Raw genomic sequence first — 15,414 nt, 5'->3', positions numbered from 1 at the left:
CTCACGTCGCTTGGTTCGTCAATAGGCTGGAGCCACCCGAAGCCCACCTCTGTTCGACCGCCGAAATTGTGCAGTACCGGACAACCGGAGAGAATGTCCCGATGCCTACCGACCTCGAACGCCGACGCGCGATCGACACCGCCGCGAGCATGTACCTCGCGGAGGAACCACTCGACATGTCACTGCTCGCCGAACGTCTCGGAGTAGGCCGCGCGACGCTCTACCGCTGGGTCGGCAATCGCGACGAACTGCTCGGAACAGTGCTGGCCGAGGCCACCGAACGGACATACCGGAAGGCGATGTCACAGGCGTCGGGGCAAGGTCCGGAGTACATCCTCGACGTCTTCGGACGCGTCATGCGGTCGGTGGAATCGTCGACCGAACTGCGAGCGCTGACCAAACGCGAACCAATGGTGTTCATCAAACTCGCGATGATGCCCGGCTCCATCGAATCGATCTCCGCCTCCATCACCGCCGAAATCTTGCAGTCCCAGGTCGACGCCGGCCAACTGACGATCACGCTTTCGCCGCAAGTGCTGGGCGAAGCTCTCGTTCGCATCTGCGACGTACACCTCTACGCCCCCCTACTCGGGCGGGAAAAGGCGGAGATCGAGACGGCCCTCGACCTGATCGCACTGCTCCTCGGCGTCACCCGTAACTGACGGTATCGACTGCGTGAGCACTGCTCCGACACACGGCCCACCCGAGTCCTCAGACGTCTGATGAGTTGTTACGCTGTCGGTACCCCCACGAGAGGCAAGCCGTGTCCGACGACCACACAGGATTCACACTTCGCAGTGGTCCGCTGGTGCCGCAACTCGAACAGTTGCTTCGCGGGCGAATCAGGCAAGGAACGTGGGCGCCGTCCGAGCGCATACCGAGCGAGGCGGCCCTTGCCGTCGAACTCGGCGTCGGGCGTTCCTCGATTCGCGAGGCAATCCGCCTCCTCGCTCGCGACGGACTACTCGAAGTCCGACACGGCGTCGGCACCTTCGTGGCTGCCGCGTCCGAACTCGAGCACGTCGACGAATTCACCAAACTACTTCGACGCTCGAGGATCCTCGAGGTCTTCGAAGTCCGTCGCGCACTCGAGATCGAGGCCGCCAGACTGGCCGCGGAGCGGGTACAACCCGAGGACCTCGACGGCCTGCGGCGGCGACTGACCATGCGACACAGTCATTTCGAGGGTGACGTTGAAAAGTTCGTCGACGTCGACCTCGACTTCCACACCGAAGTCGTTCGGTTGTCCGGAAACGCGGTTCTACTCTCGCTGTTCACGTCGGTGCGTCCACTCCTTCGTGAATCCCTCGTCGAGATGATGGCCCACGAAGCCGGCGTCCCCGACACCTCACATGCCCATGATCAGTTGGTCGAGGCCCTTCAAGACGCCGACCCAGAAGCCGCGGTAGCGGCAACCCGAGCAAATATCGACACCGTCTTACGGCGGTTGCGTGTGCTCGACGCCTAAGAGAGGTTAGTTCTCGTGCAACACCCCAATGGCACAGTTCTGTCGACCGAACACGTGGATCTCGTCCGCGACGGCCGATACTTGTTGAAAGACATCAACATTTCGATCGAACCCGGGCAACACTGGGTACTCCTCGGCGCGAACGGTGCAGGCAAGAGCACCCTCCTGAGCCTTCTCGGAGCAACCGCCCACCCCACTCGCGGTTCCGTCTACGTCCTCGGGCACAAGCTGGGCCGAGTCGACATGAGGGAACTGCGGATGGACATCGGGCACGTGAACCCGCGCCACACGATCGGAATTCCGATCACCGTCCGCAACGTCGTGATCACCGGCCTCACCAACACCACCGAGGTAATGCCGCGGTGGTCACCGACGCCGGAGCAAGAGGCTCATGCCGACGCACTGATCGATCTACTCGGGATGAGTCCGCGTTCGGACGCACTGTGGCCCAACTTGTCCCAGGGCGAACGAGGGCGAGCCCTGATCGCCCGTGCACTCATGGTGGAACCACGCCTGCTCCTGCTCGACGAACCGGCGACCGGGCTCGATCTTGCTGCGCGCGAACAGCTCTTGACGGCTCTGGACGATCTCCGCAATCAGAACCCGTCACTTGCCAGCATCCTCGTGACGCATCACATCGAAGAGATTCCGAGCACCACCACACATGCTCTCCTGATCAAGGACGGCGTCGTGACCGCCAGCGGCCTCGCCGAGAATGTGATCACCACCCAGAACATCAGCGAGTGCTTCTCGCATCCCATCGAGATCGAGCGTCGTGGTGGTCGGTGGAATGCTCAGTCGCGGCCACGCGAAAGAGTTTGACCGACAGTAGTTTCAGAGACGTCTGGCGCCGGGCCCCTCCCGGCCCAGTTCGTCTCCAGGGTTGAGCAGGTTGCATGTCTTGAGTGACAGACACCCACAGCCGATACAGCCCGTCAGTTCGTCCTGCATCCGGCTGATCGCCTGCTTGCGATCCTCGAGGCGCTGATTCCACTCCGTCGAAATCTTGCGCCAGTCCTTCTTCGTCGGAGTTCGCCCCTGCGGCAACGACCCGAATACTTCGGCAACTTCGGCCAGAGGTATCCCGAACCTGACTGCCAACTGGATGAGCGACACCCGCCGGATCGAGTGGCGCGGGAACTTCCTCATATTTCCTGCCGTCCGCTCTGCAGGAACCAGACCGAGTGTTTCGTAGTAGCGCACCGCCGACACGGCGACGCCGGTGCGCGCCGATACCTCACCGATCGAGAGAAGTTCGTCACTCTTACGGATCATTCTGCCTCCCAATGGCTGCGCGACATTGACCTGAAGCGCACTTGAGATTCTACCTTCGACACCATGCACTCCCCCACCGATGCTCCCGCCGGAACCTGGCGGCAGCTCCTGAGCGGTCGATACCTCGGCACCGCTACCGTCCTCGCAGGCGGCGTCGCGCTGTACGCGACCAACGTCTACCTGACGACCAGCCTGCTTCCGACTGCCATCGACGACATCGGCGGTCAGCAGTACTACGCCTGGACCGCGACGGTCTTCCTCATCGCTTCCGTCATCTCCTCGATGTTGGTCACCAACGTCCTCGCCGCCAGGGGACCGCGCGGGGCCTACCTGATCGGCCTCGCGATCTTCGCGCTCGGCACCGTCGTCTGTGCGGTCAGCCCGACCATGGAATTGCTGTTGGTCGGCCGCACGATCCAGGGTTCGGGAGGTGGCCTCCTGGCTGGTCTCGGTTACGCCGTCATCAATGCCGCGCTCCCCAGACATCTGTGGACCCGCGGGGCCGCGCTGGTTTCGGCAATGTGGGGAGTCGGCACCTTCGCCGGCCCTGCAATCGGCGGCGTCTTTGCTCAATTCGGAGCCTGGCGATGGGCTTTCGGCGTTCTGGTCATCGCGACGATCGCAGTCGCAGCTCTCGTCCCCGGCGCGCTACCGGCACATGAACCGGGCAGCACCACCAGTAGCCCGGTGCCGGTCCTCTCACTGGCATTGCTGACTGCGGCAGCTTTGCTGGTCAGCGTTGCCGGAATTCTGTCCAACCTCGCAGTGACCGCAGCAATGGTTCTCGCCGCTGTGCTGCTACTGATCGCCTTTGTCGCCGCTGACCGTCGCTCGCGCCACGGCGTACTACCGCCGTCGACGTTCAACGCGTCGTCGCTCAAATGGGTATACCTGACCATCGTCGTCCTCGCTGTTGCGTCGACCGTCGAGACGTTCATTCCACTCTTCGGCCAACGACTTGCCGGACTGGCACCGCTCGCGGCCGGATTCCTCGGGGCCGCACTCGCTCTCGGCTGGACTCTCGGCGAAATCCCGAGCGCCTCGGCGACTACCCCTCGTATCGTGCGACGAATCGTTGTCAGCGGTCCGATCCTCGTCGCGATCGGGTTGGGCATCATGGCAGCATTTCTCACCGAACACGCCGGCGCCGGTGCGATGGTCGCGTGGGTGATCGGACTGCTGGTCGCCGGTGTCGGAATCGGCATCGCCTGGCCCCATCTTGCAGTCGGTGCGATGACCTCGGTCACCGATCCCGGAGAAGGTGCGCGTGCCTCCGCTGCCATCAACACCGTTCAGCTGATCGCAAATGCCTTCGGCGCAGCCCTGGCCGGAGTGCTGGTGAACATCGGCGAACCGTCGACGCTTCGTTCTGCGCAATTGCTTCTCTTCACCTTCGCCGCTATCGCGATCATCGGCATTGCCGTGGCAGCTCGCGCACTTCCGCGAACGCCCGACAAAATCGACAGCCCCGAAATCGTTCACGACGCTCGCTAAACTGTGGAAAACCCACACGGAGGAGTTGACCAGTGACAGAACCGGATCCGGGCACAGTGGAAACCGACTTCCCGAAAACGGGAGCTCCCGCACAGCGCGCGCTGATCGGAGCGGGCTACACCCACCTCGCGCAATTGACGTCCGTGTCCGAGAAGGAACTCGGCGCTCTGCACGGGATGGGACCGAAGGCTCTGAGGATTCTGCGTGAAGCACTCGCCGAACGCGGCCTGAGCTTCGCCGACTGAGCTCTCACATCAGACCAGGCTCGCCCGAACCTGGTTGCCACCTTCGCGCTTCGCTTCGTACATCACCGAGTCCGCGACGCGGAAGAGTTCGGCAAAGGCTTCGTCGACCGACTCACCCGGATGCCGGGGCGCGGTGCGGACCGCCATTCCGATGCTCGCGCTCGTCGGTGGATCATCGGTCGCCCCGTCCATTGCCGAGCGGATCTGTCCTTCCAGCCTCGCTATCACGCTGACCGGCACCCGCTCGACCACGACGAACTCGTCACCGCCCACGCGGGCGGTCAGTGCAGCTTTGGTTGTCCACAGACGAATACGCAGCGCCGTTCGCAGGATCGTGCTGTCCCCCACGTCGTGGCCGTGAACGTCGTTGATCGTCTTGAATCGGTCGAGATCGATCACCACCACGAGAACCGCGTCGGCCTCGGTCACCGGAGGCCCCATCAGATCCTTCACCCGACGCGAAAGCCCGCGACGGTTGAGCAGACCGGTCAACGGGTCTATGTCGGAAGTAGTGGCGTCAGATCCCAGAACTGCCAAGACAATTTGGGACACCACGGGAATCACAATGATGGTGGCCATCACGACCGCGATTTTCGCCAACCCCAAGCCGACGTCCGCTGCTGGCCCGAACAACAAAGTCCACCCCGAAAACACCGTGACCATCGAGGCGAAGACCAAGTGACCGACTTGGAGTTTCGGATTGTGGAAGAACGCAATATAGCCGCCGATCGACGCGAACACGACGCACGCGATGAGCCGTCCCAGCGGTTCCGAGTCGGTTGCGGCGGCCGCCGCAATCGCAGCGTCGGAACCCACGACAAAGGTGTACGACCACAGCGGCGTCGGCGGAAACAGCCACCAGATCAGGGCAGCGCCGAGGCACAACACGATAACCGTCAAATTGACCGCTCGCCAGAACGTACCTTGCGGACCGACGTCACTGAATCGCGCCGACAGCAACACCAACCCCATCCAGAGTGCCGTTCCGCCGACCAGCGCCCGGCAGGAAGTCAAGAACCCACGATCTTCGAGGTACCTGCTGAAACTGTGGAACTGGTCCGGCAACTGCCACCAGCGCATGACAACTTCGACGAAACCGTTCATCGCCGGTCAGCCGATTCAGGTCTGCAACTTTCGGGCATACTTCGACGTAGCGGACAAGCTGATTTCCCCCCGGAGCACACTGGCATATCCGGCAGCATAGTCAGCTGCAGTGGACGAACCAACCGTTCCGCCGGATTAGCGATCGAGCCTACAACCAGCCCCGTCGGCTACTACTCAGCAAGGATTTGAGTAGCGTTTCGCCCTCCCTGTCATATCGATCAAACGCAGTCACATCGATCAACTCAGTGCGTCGTAGGCAGCCGATACGTACTGCGCCGATCTCTCGGAACCGAGCAGGCCCGGCCCCATCTTGTTCATCACGTACGAGAAGGTCATGCGCTTCTCGGTGTCGATGATGATCTGCGAGCCACCCCAACCTCCCCAGAAGCAGATTCGCCCCTCCGGAATGAACGGGACGGACTCGGGCGTCGGCAATCCGAATCCGACGCCGAAGCGGACCGGCACACCGAGGACGAGGTCGACCCCGTACGACTGCTCCTCGAAGATCTTGTCGATCGTTTCCTCCGACAGCAGGCGAACGTCACCGACCTTGCCCCCGCACGCAATCACCGATTGGATCCTTGCGAGCGCCCTCGCATTCGAATGACCGTTGGCCGCACCGATCTCGGCGGCTCGCCACCCGTCGGTCCACGAACCTGTCGCGTCGGCCGGCGGCGCGGTGAAGGTCTTCACCATGATGTTGTCCATCCCGAGTGCCGCGATGTCGATCGGCAAAGGCGGTGGCGCAATCACATTCGAGACTCGCCCATATTCCGACTTCGGCAAGCCCAGGCGGAAATCAGCATCGAGCGGACCGGCAATTTCCTCGTCGATGAAGCGGCCGAGGGTTCGACCGTCGATGCGCCTGACGACCTCGCCGATCAGGTGGCCGTAGTTGAGGGCGTGATATCCGGATGCAGTACCCGGCTCCCACCACGGAGCCTGCGTCGCCAACCGGGCTGTGGCGTACGCGTCGTCGCAAATGTTCTCCAAGGTGAACGGTTGATCCCACCCCGAAACACCCGAAGTGTGCGACAACAGTTGCCGGACCTGAATACGGTCCTTACCCGCTGCTGCGAACTCGGGCCAGTACTGCGCGACCGGGGCATCGAGATCCAGCAACCCGCGGTCGACGAGCATGAGCGCGGCCAGTGCGGTCACGGTCTTACTGCAGGACCAGACGTTGGTGACGGTGTCACGGGCCCAAGGAGCAGTGTGCTCGACGTCGACCCAACCGCCCCACATGTCGACGACGGATTCGCCGTCGATCGTCAGTGCGATCGCTGCCCCGACGTCCTCGCCGGAATCGAGATTGCGTGCCAGCGCCTCCTTCAAGCCAGAGAATCGCTGGTCACATACGCCTTCGATGTTCGCCACTGACAGCCTCCACAGGAAAGTTAAAACTTGACGTCAACTTCAACTATGTTGAGTATGTGTCCGATTCACCTGTGGTGTCAATCACTTCAAGTGTCAGAGTCGGCTCAGACCAACGGGATTCCCTTGGCGATGCGCCGACGCAGATCCCAGAGATAGAAGTTGTAGGGGAACATCCGCAGAATCTTCGGGCTGAACCGATTGACCAGCGCGGCGACGCGCATGGATCGGTCGAAGTTACGCTGCTGACGCACTGACCACGGGAGCCGCATTTCGTCACGAAAGGCCTGGGGCAGGAACCCGGTGGTGACAAATCGGTTGAGCGGACCGACCACGGGATGCAACAGCTTCGGCGTGAAGGTCGCCGACGCGATCCCGTAGAGATGCTCACGAATCGTCTCGTCGATCGCCACCTTGCCGAGGTTCTCGTTCCAGTAGACCTCGAACGCATCCCGGTCCGCCGGCCACATGTCGCGTCGCATCTGAAGGGTTGTACCGAACGTGGCGCTTCGCTGATAGAACGCATCCTGGGTGACCGGATCGAGATCCCCGTACAAGATTTTGTAGACGTCCTCGAAGCCTCGGTACAGGCAGGCGGCTACCCACAACTGCAGCTCGGGATCGAACGCGTTGTATTCGACCGCGCTGTTCTCATCGGAGCGAACGTGCTTGTGAGAGCCGTTGACTGCGCGTCGGTACAGCTTCTTTTCTTCGTCCGTCGCCAGGCTCGCGACGGCGAGATACGTCAGCGTCGTCCGGGTTCGCTTCACCGGATGCCGATCCAACCGACCCGTCTCGACCTTGCTCTCGTACACGCCGTACCCCACCGCCGGGCGCGCCAACTGCATGATGACGTTGGCGCCTGCGGCCAACAGTCCGAGCCCGGACATCGCCTTTTCGACCTCGGCGTCGATGTCGACCGCCTGGACGCCGACCGCTCCGATGCCGCCCGTCACCGCTTCCTCGCGCCCGTCCATCGAATCCCTACTCACCGTCATGGCAGAACCCCTTCGAGTCGATATCTGCGAACGCATGTTCTCAGATGAGTGAAACGCCGAAATGCCGAGATGTCAAGCAATCTCGGGATGCAAAGATGGTCTTCATGAATGACCAACCGCGTTCGTACGGTGGCGTCGACGGCGCGCTCCGCGTAGCCCAACGACGAGAGACGCTGATCGAGGCCGGTCTGGAACTCATGGGCTCCGCCGAGCCCGAACTGACGGTCCGCGGAGTGTGCAAGAAGGCCGGTGTCGCGGCGCGGTACTTCTACGAGAGCTTCACCGATCGTGATGCTCTGATGTCGGCCGTCTACGACACCGTCATCACGGACATCGCCGTTTCAACCCAGGCCGCGGTGGACGCCGCCGAGACCGAACGAGGCAAGGCGCTCGCCGGAATCGCGAACATCGTCCGCACGATCGCGCAGGATCCCCGTCGCGGACGTCTACTGTTCTCCAGCGCCCTGACGAGCCCTGTCCTGGCCGAGAAACGACGAGCGTCGACGACGATATTCATCGGTCTCCTGGCCGCCAACGCCAAGACCTTCTACCGATTGAACGACAGCGGCCACTTGACGCTGACGGCAACCTTCCTGGTCGGCGGCCTGGCGCAGACCCTCAGTTCATGGCTGGACGGATACATCGACGTGACGGAAGAAGAACTGGTCGCCGAATGTGCAGCGATCCTGCTCGCTCCCGCCCTACCTCCGTCTTGAGCTCCTGATTCAGTCCCAGATCCCGATGTTGTCGAGGTGAGCGAGAAGTCGAGCAGCGCCGTCGGAGAACTGCAGACTCATCTGCGCGTCCACCTGTTCTCGATCGTGCTTCTCGAACGCCTCGATCAAAGCGTCGTGGCTCGATACCGCAAGCTCACCCCAGCCTGGATCCGTCGCGTATAGACGAGCCGGGGTGTACCGAATCGCGCCGAACAGGAACCATGCCAGCTTCGCACCACCCGCAGCGCGATTGATCAAGCGGTGGAATTCGAATTCGCACTGCTCGATCGCAGCTGCATCCGAAGCGTCGACCGCCGCTCGCAAATCGGCGTTGAGTTCCGTGAGTTCCACCAGTTGATCAGCTGTGATGGTGTCCATCGCCCGCAAAGCCAGCTTGACTGCGATCTGCCCCTGCAACCAGAAGATGTCTTCGATGTCTTGGCGACTGAGGGGCGAGACGAGATAGCCGCGATGCGGAACCAACTCGACCATTCCCTCGCCGCGCAATGCGACGAGGGCTTCTCGCACCGGCGTGACGCTGACACCGAGGTCGGCTGCGGTTTCGTCCAATCTGACGAACTCGCCCGGACGCACAGCGCCGGACATGATCAGGTTACGAACGTGGTTGGCCACGTCCTCCGACAACTGTGGCCGTCTCCTCAGCTCAGACGTCGCCCTCCGAGTGCGTGCAGACGTTGCCACAACCGATCCTCACAGTCCGTACGTTTTGCCGATGATGTCTCGCTGAATCTCGTTGGTACCACCATAAATGGAGGACACAAGAGTCTTTCGCACATGGTGCTCCATGTCGAACTCAGTCGCGTAACCGTACCCACCCATCATCTGCATCCCCTCGAGCGCGACCTTCTTGGCGGTCTCGGTCAGCTTCAGCTTGGCCATCGACGCTTCCCGCGGGAACATCTTGGTCGGGTTGGCGTCGACCATTCGGGCAACGCTGTAGACCAGCAGACGGCCGCATTCGATCTCCGTGGCGAGATCCGCGATCCGGTGGCGAAGCGCCTGAAACGATCCGACCGGACGGCCGAACTGCTTACGCGTGGTGACGAATTCGAGGGTGTCGTCGAAAGCGCGCTGCGCGGTCCCGAGCATCATCGCCGCGAGGATGAGGCGTTCGATGTTGAGTCCGGCCATGAGTTGACGCCAGCCGTTGCCGACTTCCCCAACCACCGCGTCCTCGGGCAGGAATGTGTCGGTGAAGTAGAGATCGTTGACCTCCTTGCCGCCCATGGTGTCGATTCCACTGATCTTCAATCCGGAGATGTCGGCCGGGACATGGAACATCGTCAGACCCTCATGCTTGCCTTCACCTCGGGATGTGCGAGCCACCAGAAGGATGTTCTCGGCGAAGTGCGCGTTGGAACACCACGTCTTCTGGCCGTTGATCAGCCACCCACCGTCGACCTTCTCGGCGCGGCAACTCAAATTTCCCACGTCGGAGCCCGCTTCGGGTTCGGACATCGAGATCGACTGCGACGCGCCACGGACGATCCCGCCGAGCACTGCCTCCTTCTGGGCCGGACTGCCGAACTTCTCGTATGCAGCCCCGGTGATGACGGTCGGGCCCAGTCCACCGATCGGCGCCATGCCCTTGGCGGCTTCCTCCAGGAAGATGCACAGGTCGACCGTACTTCCGGCAGATCCGCCGTATTCCTCCGGGACAGTCAGCCCGAGCCAACCCAATTCCGCCATCTTCTCGTAGAACGCCTGGTTGTGGTTATGGGCGCCATGATCGGTCAGCAGGTCTCGCTGCTCACGGGTACCACTTTCCTTATTGCAGAACGACGCTACCGACTTGGCGAAATCAGACTGCTCCTGCGTGAAATCCATGTACATCGAAAACTCCCGAGTGAGATGAGGCTGGAGGCTTGTCGGAGCTCGGTCCGACGCATACTGTGACTACCAGCACAGTAAATCACATCACATATATGTGATGCACCGACATGTGGAGGATCTGAAGAACATGACAGAACAGCTCGGCCGCCAGAGCACGTCCACGTCGACAGATCCGAAAACGGACGATCACACCTTCGCGAGCCTCGACCCTCGCAACGATTCCGTGGTCGCGCAGCACCCCATTGCAGATCAGCAAGAGATCGAGAAAGCGGTCGCCGCAGCACGCACGGCGTCGAAGTGGTGGGATCAACTCGGATTCCAAGGCCGCCGGAAGGTGCTCGGTAATTTCCGCGCCGCGATCGCCACTCACGCCGAATCGATGGCGGCGATCATTTCCGCCGAGACCGGAAAACCCAGCGACGACGCCCTTCTCGAAGTCATGTTGGCCGTCGAACATCTCGACTGGGCGGCACGCAACGCACAGAAAGTATTGCGCCGCAGACGCGTCGGTGCAGGACTGATCAGCGCCAACCAGTCTGCATCCGTCGGCTACCGGCCGATGGGCGTCGTCGGTGTGATCGGCCCCTGGAACTATCCGCTGTACACACCGATGGGGTCGATCGGCTACGCATTGGCCGCCGGCAACGCCGTCGTCTTCAAACCGAGCGAACTCTCACCAGGCGTCGGCGTCGAATTGGCCCGGCTGTGGAACATCGCCGCACCCGGACACCCTGTCCTGCAGACCATTACCGGTGACGGAAAAACCGGTGCACTTCTGTGTTCGTCCGGTGTCGACAAGATCGCATTCACCGGCTCGACGGCTACCGCAAAGCGCGTGATGGCCGCCTGCGCGGACACCCTCACTCCCCTGGTCGCCGAATGCGGCGGCAAGGACGCCATGCTGGTGGACTCCGACGCCAACCTCGATGCGGCCGTGAGCTTCGCTGCATTCGGGGCAGTGGGCAACGGCGGACAAACCTGTGCCGGCGTCGAACGAATCTACGTCGCAGCGCCCGTGTACGACGCCTTCTTGTCCAAGCTCACCGCCGCGCTTCAGGACGCCCACGCCGGCGCCACCGACAGCTCGACCTACGGGCCGATGACGCTGGGAAAGCAGACTGCGATAGTCCGAGGCCAGATCGAAGACGCTCTCGGTCGCGGCGCGAAAGCTGTACTCGGCGGACTTGATTCGTTCAACGGTCCGTTCATCGATCCGATCATCCTGACGGATGTTCCGGAGGATTCCACGGCGATCACCGAGGAAACGTTCGGCCCGAGCGTCGTGGTGAACAAGGTCGCCGACATGAACGAGGGGATCGAGCGTGCCAATGCGTCGAAGTACGGCTTGGGCGCCTCGGTGTTCACCAAGAGTTCGTCGAAGGGTCGAGCAATTGCCGAGAAGCTCGAATGCGGTGTCGTCACAGTCAATTCGGTTCTCGGATTCGCCGGAATCGCCGCCCTGCCGTTCGGCGGGGTCGGCGATTCCGGGTTCGGGCGTATCCACGGAGCCGATGGGCTGCGTGAGTTCAGCAGTGTGAAATCACTGGCCGTTCAGAAATTCAGCGCTCCGCTGGACCTGCTGACCATCGAGCGAAAAGCTCGGGACATGAAGATCTCTCGTTGGATGCTGGCGAAGCGCCACGCAAAGTCCTGAGAGGCCAGGCGATCAGCCGGCGGTGACGAGCACCTGCTCGTCACTGTCGGCTGCTTCGAGTTCACGAACCAGCGGGAGCACCTTGGCCCCGAAGTACTCGATCTCTTCCTGAAAGTGCAGGAATCCGCCGAGAATCAGATCGACACCGCGACGGCGATATTCGACGATCCGATGGGCGATCTGTTCCGGCGTGCCGATCAGTTGTGAGCGGAAGCCGTCGTTGTACTGAACCAAGTCCTCGAACGTCGAATCTGCCCACATCCCGTCCTTGGACGAGGTCGACGCGCCGGCTTGTTGGACTGCATTCTTGAAACCCTCGACTGCGGGACGGTTCGCCTTGGCGATGATCTCGCGCAGCGTGTCTTTTGCTTCGGCCTCGGTGTCGCGGGCGATGATGAACCCGTTGAGTCCGAACTTGACCTCCCGATCGTTCTCGCGAGCAACACGGCGGACGTCGACCAACTGTTCGGTGACGCCGTCGTAGTCCTTGCCGTTACTGAAGTACCAATCCGAATAGCGACCGGCGTTCTCACGGGCTGCCGCCGAGTTACCACCTTGGAACAGTTCGGGATTGGGTCGCTCCGGAGTGTTCAGAGGCTTAGGCTTCAACGTGAAGTCGTGAATGCGGTAGAAGTCGCCGCGGAAATCGACGTCGTCCTCGGTCCAGATCTTCCGAAGAACCTGAAGGAACTCGGCGCTACGCCGATAGCGCTCGTCGTGCTCGAGCCACGGCTCGCCCAGATGAGTGAACTCGTCCTTGAACCAACCACTGACGACGTTGACGGCGAATCGACCGTTCGACAGGTGGTCAGCGGTAGCGCCCAGTTTTGCCAACACTGCCGGCTGCCAGAGTCCGGGATGCACGGCGGCGATGACCTTGAGCTTCTCGGTGGCCAAGAGAAGCGCAAGGCTGAAGCTCGTGGATTCGTGTTGGAACTCGGCACCGTAGCTCGCCTCGTAACGAACCTGACTCAGGGCGTACTCGAAGCCGTTGTTCTCGGCGGTCTGCGCCAACTTCTTGTTGTACTCGTAGTCCCAGCTGGTCCGCTGCTCGATGTCGGAGGTGACCAGACCACCACTGACATTGGGCACCCAGTAGGCGAACTTGATCTCGTCGGCGATACGTTCAGTAGACATGAAATCCAGCAAACATGCAGTTCCCGGGGGTTTCCAGGGTAGCGATCACACAGGTTGTAAGTGTTGGGTGGGTGCTACGACTGTGAAACGGTGGCAGCATGACTGCTGTGGACATTCAGGAGATCGCGCACCGCATCACCAGTGAAGACGAGGCGCTCTCGGTAGCGTCACAGCTGTCCGACGAGTTCGCGGCAGGTGCCGGCGTCCGCGATGCGCAGCGCCTCCTTCCCCACGACGAGGTTCGCACCCTGGCGCAGTCCGGTCTGCTGGGGCTGTCGGTGCCGAAGGAGTTCGGTGGCATCGACGCGAGCACCGAGACGTTGGCCGAGGTCTTCCGCCTACTCGCCGAGGGCGATCCCAGTATCGCGCAGATTCCGCACAGCCACTTCACTTTCCTGGAAGCGCTCCGGTACCAGGGGTCTAACGAGCAGAAGCAGTTCTTCTACGCCGAGGCGTTGTCGGGTAAGCAGTTCGCCAACGCCCAGAGCGAGCGCGGCAACAAGACCATCGACATCGACGGCACGACTCTCACACCCGACGGGGAAGACTTTGTGCTCGAAGGTCGAAAATTCTATTGCACAGGAGCGCTTTTCGCAGATTGGATCGTGGTGCGTGCCGCCAATGCGGATCAGTTCACCGAGACCGGCGCACAGGTGAAATCCGCGGTCTACCTACCCCGGAATACTCCCGGACTGTCGATCGTCGACGACTGGGACGGCATGGGGCAGAAGACAACTGCGAGCGGAACCGTGACACTCGAATCCGTGTCGGTGCCGCGGTTCAACGTCGTACCCTTCACATCGTTGTTCACTCACCCGACCACCTACGGGGCACAGGCCCAGATTCTGCACGCCGCGATCGACACGGGCATAGCGTCGGCCGCATTGCGTGAATCCGTGAAACTCGCAGCAAAGGCGCGGCCCTTCTTCGAGGCGAAAGTCGATACAGCGGTGGAGGATCCACTGCTCGTTCAACTCGCCGGCGAAGCGGCAATCGAGGTTCGCGCTGCCAGATCCCTCTTGGCGGAAGCGGCGCGATCGATCGACGTGGCGCGTCGTAATCCCACCGAGGACTCCACGGCCCGAGCATCCATCGACGCTGCAACTGCCAAAGTGGTCGGTGCCAGGGCGTCATTGGCGGCCACGAGCACGCTGTTCGAGATCGGTGGCACGAGAAGCGCGGGCGAATCAGCGAACCTCTCGCGATTCTGGCGTGACGCACGCACGCATACTCTGCACGATCCGACGAGGTGGAAGGTCCAACACATCGGCCGCTGGACGCTGTCGGGGACAATCCCACCGAGGCACGGGCTGTTGTAAACACTCTCAGTCGGAATTTGTGTATCCACTGATCAAGACCTCGAGACCTTCCAGGTAACTCTCAGTCGTCGTCCCTCCCGGCCAGTCCTCGAGCACCTCACTGAGTACCGGCAGTTTCTCGGGACCGATTTCTCGGATCTTGACCGCGAGAGGTGACACACTGCCTTCCGGTCGTGTGGTGGTGTCGTAGATGTTGAGCAGTGCACCGAGTGTGTAGTTCCACAGCGCTCGATAGACCAACAGTGCGCGGCGCGGCGACATCCCGAGTTCGACACACGCGGCCATGGCCCGATCGACCAAGACCACAGCGCCGCTCCCGCCGCGCCCACCTCGCTGAAGCAACTCGATGATCCAGCGCTCCGATGCCAGCGTTTCGAAGATCGCGGTGAAGATCATGCGAAGCCGTTCGACCTGATCCTGCGGCAGGACCAGCGCGCCGAGATCTTGTGAGTACACATCGAGAACCGCGCTGATCAGCTGTTCCTTGTCGCCCACGTGCCGGTACAGCGCCATCGGCGTGGTGCCGAGCGACTTCGCCAACGCTCGCATGCTCAACGCGTCGGCGCCGCCGGACTGAAGTTGCCGTTTCGCCTCGTCGACTATCTGCTCCGACGTGATCGTCGGGGGACGTCCGAGCCGCGGTGATCTCGGTTCCATCTTTTCGGCCATCCGTCGATTGTGCGCGCCCCTGCTACGACGCCCTCGCCCGGGGAACCCCTTGCATCTCAGTCGTCAGCAAGGTAAACCTAACTACTTATGAGAACGCGTATACAAAT

The 15,414-nt window shown here is 61.8% G+C and carries 16 protein-coding genes; 8 read left to right on the top strand and 8 right to left on the bottom strand.

Translation table 11 applies throughout. The annotated features are described in order from the left end of the window. The first annotated feature begins 101 nt into the window (after nucleotides 1-101). From CPI83_RS02705 to CPI83_RS02695, 3 genes are all read left to right on the top strand, one after another. Nucleotides 102-662, top strand: coding sequence for a QsdR family transcriptional regulator (locus tag CPI83_RS02705; protein WP_003943195.1), 561 nt, complete (start codon nucleotides 102-104; stop codon nucleotides 660-662). A 101-nt stretch (nucleotides 663-763) separates the two neighbouring features. Continuing rightward, entirely contained in the window at nucleotides 764-1,468 is a 705-nt protein-coding gene (locus CPI83_RS02700) for a FadR/GntR family transcriptional regulator (protein WP_019745713.1), read from the top strand. Nucleotides 1,469-1,483: 15 nt separating this feature from the next. Next, the gene (locus tag CPI83_RS02695; protein WP_020909438.1) at nucleotides 1,484-2,290 is read left to right on the top strand and encodes an ATP-binding cassette domain-containing protein; all 807 of its coding nucleotides are present in this window, start codon (nucleotides 1,484-1,486) and stop codon (nucleotides 2,288-2,290) included. Between the two features lie 12 nt (nucleotides 2,291-2,302). On the opposite strand, the gene soxR is transcribed toward CPI83_RS02695, so the two are convergent. After that, entirely contained in the window at nucleotides 2,303-2,743 is a 441-nt protein-coding gene (gene soxR / locus CPI83_RS02690) for a redox-sensitive transcriptional activator SoxR (protein WP_020909439.1), read from the bottom strand. Between the two features lie 63 nt (nucleotides 2,744-2,806). Here soxR and CPI83_RS02685 point away from each other — a divergent pair, with 63 nt between their 5' ends. Beyond that, nucleotides 2,807-4,237 carry an MFS transporter gene (locus CPI83_RS02685; RefSeq protein WP_092764819.1) on the top strand — a complete coding sequence of 477 codons (1,431 nt, stop codon included), beginning with the start codon at nucleotides 2,807-2,809 and terminating at the stop codon, nucleotides 4,235-4,237. A 32-nt stretch (nucleotides 4,238-4,269) separates the two neighbouring features. Beyond that, on the top strand, nucleotides 4,270-4,482 hold the full coding sequence (locus CPI83_RS02680) for a hypothetical protein (protein ID WP_020971089.1): 213 nt from the start codon (nucleotides 4,270-4,272) through the stop codon (nucleotides 4,480-4,482). Between the two features lie 9 nt (nucleotides 4,483-4,491). Here the strand turns inward: CPI83_RS02680 and CPI83_RS02675 are convergent, their stop codons facing one another. The 3 genes from CPI83_RS02675 to CPI83_RS02665 all read right to left on the bottom strand — a co-directional run bounded on the left by CPI83_RS02675 (nucleotide 4,492) and on the right by CPI83_RS02665 (nucleotide 7,937). Beyond that, nucleotides 4,492-5,586 carry a GGDEF domain-containing protein gene (locus CPI83_RS02675; RefSeq protein ID WP_019745718.1) on the bottom strand — a complete coding sequence of 365 codons (1,095 nt, stop codon included), beginning with the start codon at nucleotides 5,584-5,586 and terminating at the stop codon, nucleotides 4,492-4,494. Nucleotides 5,587-5,823: 237 nt separating this feature from the next. Beyond that, the gene (locus tag CPI83_RS02670; protein ID WP_020971091.1) at nucleotides 5,824-6,963 is read right to left on the bottom strand and encodes a serine hydrolase domain-containing protein; all 1,140 of its coding nucleotides are present in this window, start codon (nucleotides 6,961-6,963) and stop codon (nucleotides 5,824-5,826) included. Between the two features lie 104 nt (nucleotides 6,964-7,067). Beyond that, nucleotides 7,068-7,937 carry an oxygenase MpaB family protein gene (locus CPI83_RS02665; RefSeq protein ID WP_046379458.1) on the bottom strand — a complete coding sequence of 290 codons (870 nt, stop codon included), beginning with the start codon at nucleotides 7,935-7,937 and terminating at the stop codon, nucleotides 7,068-7,070. Between the two features lie 116 nt (nucleotides 7,938-8,053). On the opposite strand from CPI83_RS02665, the gene CPI83_RS02660 reads away from it, so the two are divergent. Continuing rightward, nucleotides 8,054-8,674 (top strand): TetR family transcriptional regulator, encoded by a 621-nt coding sequence (locus CPI83_RS02660; protein ID WP_232816846.1) that lies wholly within the window; start codon nucleotides 8,054-8,056, stop codon nucleotides 8,672-8,674. A 9-nt stretch (nucleotides 8,675-8,683) separates the two neighbouring features. On the opposite strand, the gene CPI83_RS02655 is transcribed toward CPI83_RS02660, so the two are convergent. Further along, the gene (locus CPI83_RS02655; RefSeq protein ID WP_019745722.1) at nucleotides 8,684-9,376 is read right to left on the bottom strand and encodes a GntR family transcriptional regulator; all 693 of its coding nucleotides are present in this window, start codon (nucleotides 9,374-9,376) and stop codon (nucleotides 8,684-8,686) included. A 9-nt stretch (nucleotides 9,377-9,385) separates the two neighbouring features. Continuing rightward, nucleotides 9,386-10,528, bottom strand: coding sequence for an acyl-CoA dehydrogenase family protein (locus tag CPI83_RS02650; protein ID WP_097386734.1), 1,143 nt, complete (start codon nucleotides 10,526-10,528; stop codon nucleotides 9,386-9,388). Between the two features lie 127 nt (nucleotides 10,529-10,655). Between CPI83_RS02650 and CPI83_RS02645 the strand changes: the two genes are divergently transcribed. Beyond that, entirely contained in the window at nucleotides 10,656-12,182 is a 1,527-nt protein-coding gene (locus CPI83_RS02645; protein ID WP_232816845.1) for an aldehyde dehydrogenase family protein, read from the top strand. 12 nt (nucleotides 12,183-12,194) lie between these two features. On the opposite strand, the gene sfnG is transcribed toward CPI83_RS02645, so the two are convergent. After that, on the bottom strand, nucleotides 12,195-13,319 hold the full coding sequence (gene sfnG, locus CPI83_RS02640; protein WP_024487492.1) for a dimethylsulfone monooxygenase SfnG: 1,125 nt from the start codon (nucleotides 13,317-13,319) through the stop codon (nucleotides 12,195-12,197). Nucleotides 13,320-13,417: 98 nt separating this feature from the next. On the opposite strand from sfnG, the gene CPI83_RS02635 reads away from it, so the two are divergent. Then, entirely contained in the window at nucleotides 13,418-14,638 is a 1,221-nt protein-coding gene (locus tag CPI83_RS02635) for an SfnB family sulfur acquisition oxidoreductase (protein WP_047888996.1), read from the top strand. Between the two features lie 6 nt (nucleotides 14,639-14,644). Here CPI83_RS02635 and CPI83_RS02630 read toward each other — a convergent pair whose 3' ends face one another. Further along, on the bottom strand, nucleotides 14,645-15,307 hold the full coding sequence (locus tag CPI83_RS02630; RefSeq protein ID WP_021331743.1) for a TetR/AcrR family transcriptional regulator: 663 nt from the start codon (nucleotides 15,305-15,307) through the stop codon (nucleotides 14,645-14,647). Nucleotides 15,308-15,414 lie beyond the last annotated feature (107 nt).

Origin of the sequence: Rhodococcus sp. H-CA8f (assembly GCF_002501585.1) — a bacterium.
Taxonomy (GTDB): Bacteria; Actinomycetota; Actinomycetes; order Mycobacteriales; family Mycobacteriaceae; genus Rhodococcus_F; species Rhodococcus_F erythropolis.
The sequence above is the reverse complement of the archived record's forward strand: the minus strand, read 5'-3'. Positions and strand labels throughout refer to the sequence as shown.